The following is a 3,951-nucleotide window of genomic DNA, read 5'->3' on the forward strand; positions in this document are numbered from 1 at the left end:
AAACCGGCATCTGCTGACCCGTAACCGTTAAACGGTTCGTTTCAGCCAGGCATAAAAAAAACGCCCCCGATTCGCAAGATCGGCGTTTTTTCGGTTGCGCAGTGACAAGCCGGGGCCCAGACAGCAAAACGCCGACTCAAGGTCGGCGTTTTGCTGCAAGCGAGGATTATTACTTCGCTTTCACACCTTCGAAGGTGATGTACAGCTCGACGTTGTTGGACGCCGGGCCCAGGTCCATCATCTTGCCGAAGTCCTGGCGATTGATGGTGGTGGTGCCTTCGAAGCCAGCACGGTAGCCGCCCCATGGATCCTTGCCTTCACCCAGGAAGGTGGACTTGACCACGACCGACTTGGTCACGCCGTGCAGGGTCAGGTCGCCGGTCACGTCGGCGGTCAGCTTGCCATCGGCGTTCTTGCCGGTTGGCTTGACGCTGGTGGAGACGAACTTGGCGTCAGCAAACTTGCCCACGTCCAGGAAGTCTTTGCTGGCGATGTGCTTGTCGCGCTCGGCGTGGTTGGTGAACACGCTGGCGGTGCGCACATTGACTTCGATCTTGGCGTCTTCAGGCTTGGCCGCGTCAAAGCTGAACTTACCGTCCAGGTCCTTGAAAGTACCGGTGATGAAGCTGTAGCCCAGGTGGCTGATCTTGAAGTCGATGAAGGCGTGCTGGCCTTCCTTGTCGATTACGTAGTCAGCAGCCATCGCCGAACCAGCGGACAACAGGGCGGAACCGATGGCCAGAGCGGCGAGAGTCTTTTTCAACATGCTTCTATTCCTTTTGAGTCGAGGTTGAACTTCAGGCTTTGCGGCCCAGCATACGAGTCAGGGTCGCATCACGGTCGATAAAGTGGTGTTTCAGAGCGGCCAGGCCATGCAGCCCAGCGAAAATCACGATCACCCAGGCCAGGTACAGGTGCACCTCGCCTGCTACATCCGCCTGGTCCGGTAGCCCGGAAAGCAGCGCGGGCACTTCAAACAGGCCGAACACCGGGATCCCGACACCGTCTGCGGTGGAAATCAGGTAACCGGCAATCATCACAGCGAACAGACTGAGGTATAGGAATGCATGACCGAACTTGGCCCCCAGGCGAGTCAGGCGCCCGTGGTTGGCCGGTGCTGGCGGTGGCGGGCTGATAAAGCGCCACAGCACCCGCAACAACATGATTGCGAACAGCGTCAGACCAATGCTTTTGTGCAGGTCCGGTGCGTCTTTGCGCCACGTACTGTAGTAGTCCAGGCCAACCATCCACAGGCCCAGGGCGAACAAGCCGAACACCACCAAGGCCACGCCCCAGTGCAGAACAATGCTTACCCAACCGTAGCGCGAAGCGGAATTACGTAGCTGCATGACTTGAATCCTGTAAGAACTGCTGCCCAAGACTAGCGATTTACCTATCGAATTAAAGCGGAAAATTTCGCTTTGAAATATCGAGAAATATGATCTTAAGGGTAGGCACAGTACGTTAACGATGGATTAAGGACTATCCCCAAAAAACGTGACAGACCGTCCTATGTTTACTGCGAATTTATTCTTCCGAACCTCAATAGGTTGTGACACAGCCCGGCATTGCATAGGCTTGCGCGACTGTTTTGCCTGCGCCCGCCGCAGGACCGCTTCGAGGAGATAGACGATGGGCCTGAACAACCAGTGGATGCAACGCGACCTCGCGGTGTTGTGGCACCCCTGCACCCAGATGAAAGACCACGAGCAACTGCCACTGATCCCGATCAAACGCGGTGAAGGCGTGTGGCTGGAGGATTTCGAAGGCAAGCGTTACCTCGACGCGGTCAGCTCCTGGTGGGTCAACGTTTTCGGCCACGCCAACCCGCGCATCAACCAGCGCATCAAGGACCAGGTGGACCAACTGGAGCACGTGATCCTCGCCGGCTTCAGCCACCAGCCGGTGATCGAGTTGTCCGAGCGCCTGGTGAAGATCACCCCTGAAGGCCTGACTCGCTGCTTCTACGCCGATAATGGCTCATCGTGCATCGAAGTCGCGCTGAAGATGAGCTTTCACTACTGGCTCAACCGCGGCCAGCCGAACAAAAAAACGCTTCGTCACCCTGACCAACAGCTACCACGGTGAAACCATGGCGGCGATGTCGGTGGGCGACGTGCCGCTGTTCACCGAAACCTACAAAGCCCTGCTGCTGGACACCATCAAGGTGCCGAGCCCGGACTGCTACCTGCGCCCGGAAGGCATGGGTTGGGAAGAGCATTCACGGAACATGTTCGCGGCCATGGAGCAGACCCTGGCCGAGCACCACGACAGTGTCGCTGCGGTGATTGTCGAGCCGCTGATCCAGGGCGCCGGCGGTATGCGGATGTACCACCCGGTGTACCTCAAGCTGCTGCGCGAAGCCTGCGACCGCTACGGCGTGCACCTGATCCACGATGAAATCGCCGTGGGCTTCGGCCGCACCGGGACCCTGTTCGCCTGCGAACAGGCCGGTATCCGCCCGGACTTCCTGTGCCTGTCCAAGGCCTTGACTGGCGGCTACCTGCCGCTGGCCGCCGTGGTCACCACCGACGACGTGTACAGCGCCTTCTATGACGACTACCCGACCCTGCGCGCCTTCCTCCACTCCCACAGCTACACCGGCAACCCCTTGGCGTGCGCGGCGGCCCTGGCGACCCTGGACATCTTCGAAGAGGACCGGGTGATCGAGAACAACCAGGCCCTGGCCCAGCGCATGGCCACCTCGACCGCACACCTGGCGGACCACCCGAATGTCGCGGAAGTGCGCCAGACCGGCATGGTCCTGGCCATCGAGATGGTCCAGGACAAGGCGAGCAAGACCGCCTATCCATGGCAGGAGCGACGTGGCCTCAAAGTGTTCCAGCATGCCCTGGAGCGCGGCGCGCTGTTGCGGCCCCTGGGCAGCGTGGTGTATTTCCTGCCGCCGTATGTCATCACCCCGGAGCAGATCGACTTCCTCGCCGAGGTCGCCAGCGAAGGCATCGACATCGCCACCAGCGACCGCGTCAGTGTGTCGGTGCCCAAGGACTTCCACCCCGGGTTCCGCGACCCGGGCTAAGCCCACTGCCCAGCTCCTGCACCCTCTACCGTAGGAGCTGGCTAGCCAGCCAAGCGCCTCGATCAGCACCGCACCATCGTTTATCGCCGGCAAGCCGGCTTCTACCGCACAGAGAACCCAGATGAGATTGTCCCGTTTCTTTATCGACGCCCCCTTGAGCCTCGGCGAGCACGAATTGCCGGAAGCCCAGGCCCATTACATCGGGCGCGTGCTGCGCATGGCCGAAGGCGACGCGCTGCAAGTGTTCGACGGTTCGGGCACGGAGTTTCGCGGCACGCTGCGGGAAGTCGGCAAAAAACGCGTGGTGGTGCAACTCGACGAGAGCTTCGCTGGGCAAGTGGAGTCGCCGCTGCAGATTCATCTCGGCCAAGGCCTGTCCCGGGGCGAGCGCATGGACTGGGCGATTCAGAAAGCCACGGAACTGGGGGTCAGCGAAATCACGCCGATTTTCAGCGAGCGCTGTGAAGTGCGGCTCAAGGATGAGCGGGCCGACAAGCGCCTGCTGCACTGGCGCCAAGTGGCAATCAGCGCCTGCGAACAGTGCGGGCGTTCCCGCGTTCCGGTGATTCACCCGCCGCTGCTGCTGGCGGACTGGATCAAGCACACCCAGGCTGACCTCAAGCTGGTGCTGCACCCGGTGGCCGAACCCCTGGAGAGCCACGCCAAACCGGCCACCCTGGCCTTCCTGATCGGCCCGGAAGGCGGTCTGTCCGACGCCGAAGTGGAACAGGCCCACGGCGCCGGCTTCCTGCCCGCCCGCCTGGGCCCTCGCGTCCTGCGCACCGAAACCGCCCCCGTGGTGGCGCTGGCCGTGGCCCAACAACTCTGGGGCGATTTCTAAAACACCTCCCGTAGGAGCTGGCTCGCCAACGATGGCGCCCTCCAGCCCAGCGCACGGCTCAAGGCCCTCT

General features: G+C 61.3%; 3 protein-coding genes and 1 pseudogene. 2 read left to right on the forward strand and 2 right to left on the reverse strand.

Translation table 11 applies throughout. From position 1 onward, the window contains the following. Positions 1–169: 169 nt before the first annotated feature. Both M1B34_RS12510 and M1B34_RS12515 read right to left on the reverse strand, forming a co-directional pair. Positions 170–766, reverse strand: a complete 597-nt coding sequence (locus tag M1B34_RS12510; protein ID WP_123327596.1) for a YceI family protein — start codon at positions 764–766, stop codon at positions 170–172. A gap of 31 nt (positions 767–797) precedes the next feature. Beyond that, positions 798–1,349, reverse strand: coding sequence for a cytochrome b (locus M1B34_RS12515; protein ID WP_123327597.1), 552 nt, complete (start codon positions 1,347–1,349; stop codon positions 798–800). A 283-nt stretch (positions 1,350–1,632) separates the two neighbouring features. Here M1B34_RS12515 and M1B34_RS12520 point away from each other — a divergent pair. Together M1B34_RS12520 and M1B34_RS12525 are read left to right on the forward strand one after the other, a co-directional pair. Next, positions 1,633–3,040: pseudogene (locus M1B34_RS12520) on the forward strand (adenosylmethionine--8-amino-7-oxononanoate transaminase). A gap of 121 nt (positions 3,041–3,161) precedes the next feature. After that, positions 3,162–3,881 carry a 16S rRNA (uracil(1498)-N(3))-methyltransferase gene (locus M1B34_RS12525; RefSeq protein ID WP_123327599.1) on the forward strand — a complete coding sequence of 240 codons (720 nt, stop codon included), beginning with the start codon at positions 3,162–3,164 and terminating at the stop codon, positions 3,879–3,881. The last annotated feature ends 70 nt before the right edge of the window (positions 3,882–3,951 follow it).

It is taken from the genome of Pseudomonas morbosilactucae, assembly GCF_023241715.1.
Classification (GTDB): domain Bacteria; phylum Pseudomonadota; class Gammaproteobacteria; order Pseudomonadales; family Pseudomonadaceae; genus Aquipseudomonas; species Aquipseudomonas morbosilactucae.